The sequence below is a fragment of the Vibrio sp. 1288 genome (assembly GCF_033344475.1).
The window spans coordinates 1-533 of the sequence record NZ_JAWPOX010001050.1; the positions used below are offsets into that span (position 1 = coordinate 1).

Genomic DNA, 533 nt, shown 5'->3' on the forward strand with positions numbered 1-533 from the left:
GATATTGGCAGGGTTAAGAAAATAGCCCTTGCTAGGATAAGTGACCAAGAGCTTAGCCGCATCGTACTCGGGTAGGTGTTGCTGTAGCAGCGCACGTAAGGTGCTAATGCGGTTAGTGAGCACATTCTTGGAGATGAATTTGCTCTGCCAAATGGTTTCGATAATGGTGTCGGCAGAGAGCGGATGCCCCACGCTTGTTAGCAGAAGTTCTAATAACTCAATGGTACGAGGTTCGAGAACAATCGCGATAGTGTCTTGATGAAGAGTCTGTGTTTTCGGATTGTAGACCAACTCGCCAATCGCAATACAACTGTGAGTTTGTTTGGCTTGTTGTAGAAAGTCGCGCATACCGTACCGAGTTATTTGGAAATCGCGAAATATTATATAGTTATTGAAGCGCGAAATCTTATAAATCGCGCGTCAATTATCATCAAAAGTTTATGAACCGTAGGTAACGGAATATCGGTGTGGTTTGTGATTCATCGCCAATACGACATTCAGTGCAAAGGCACCCAAAATCGAAAGGCCAATCA

At 44.3% G+C, this 533-nt stretch carries 1 protein-coding gene and 1 pseudogene; both read right to left on the reverse strand.

Annotated features, from left to right (window positions below):
- Positions 1–348 (reverse strand): winged helix-turn-helix domain-containing protein (locus tag R8O11_RS30845; RefSeq protein ID WP_318195340.1); only part of this gene is annotated, 348 nt, incomplete at its 3' end.
- A gap of 90 nt (positions 349–438) precedes the next feature.
- Positions 439–533 (reverse strand): annotated as a pseudogene (locus tag R8O11_RS30850) (YitT family protein); the annotation flags it as partial.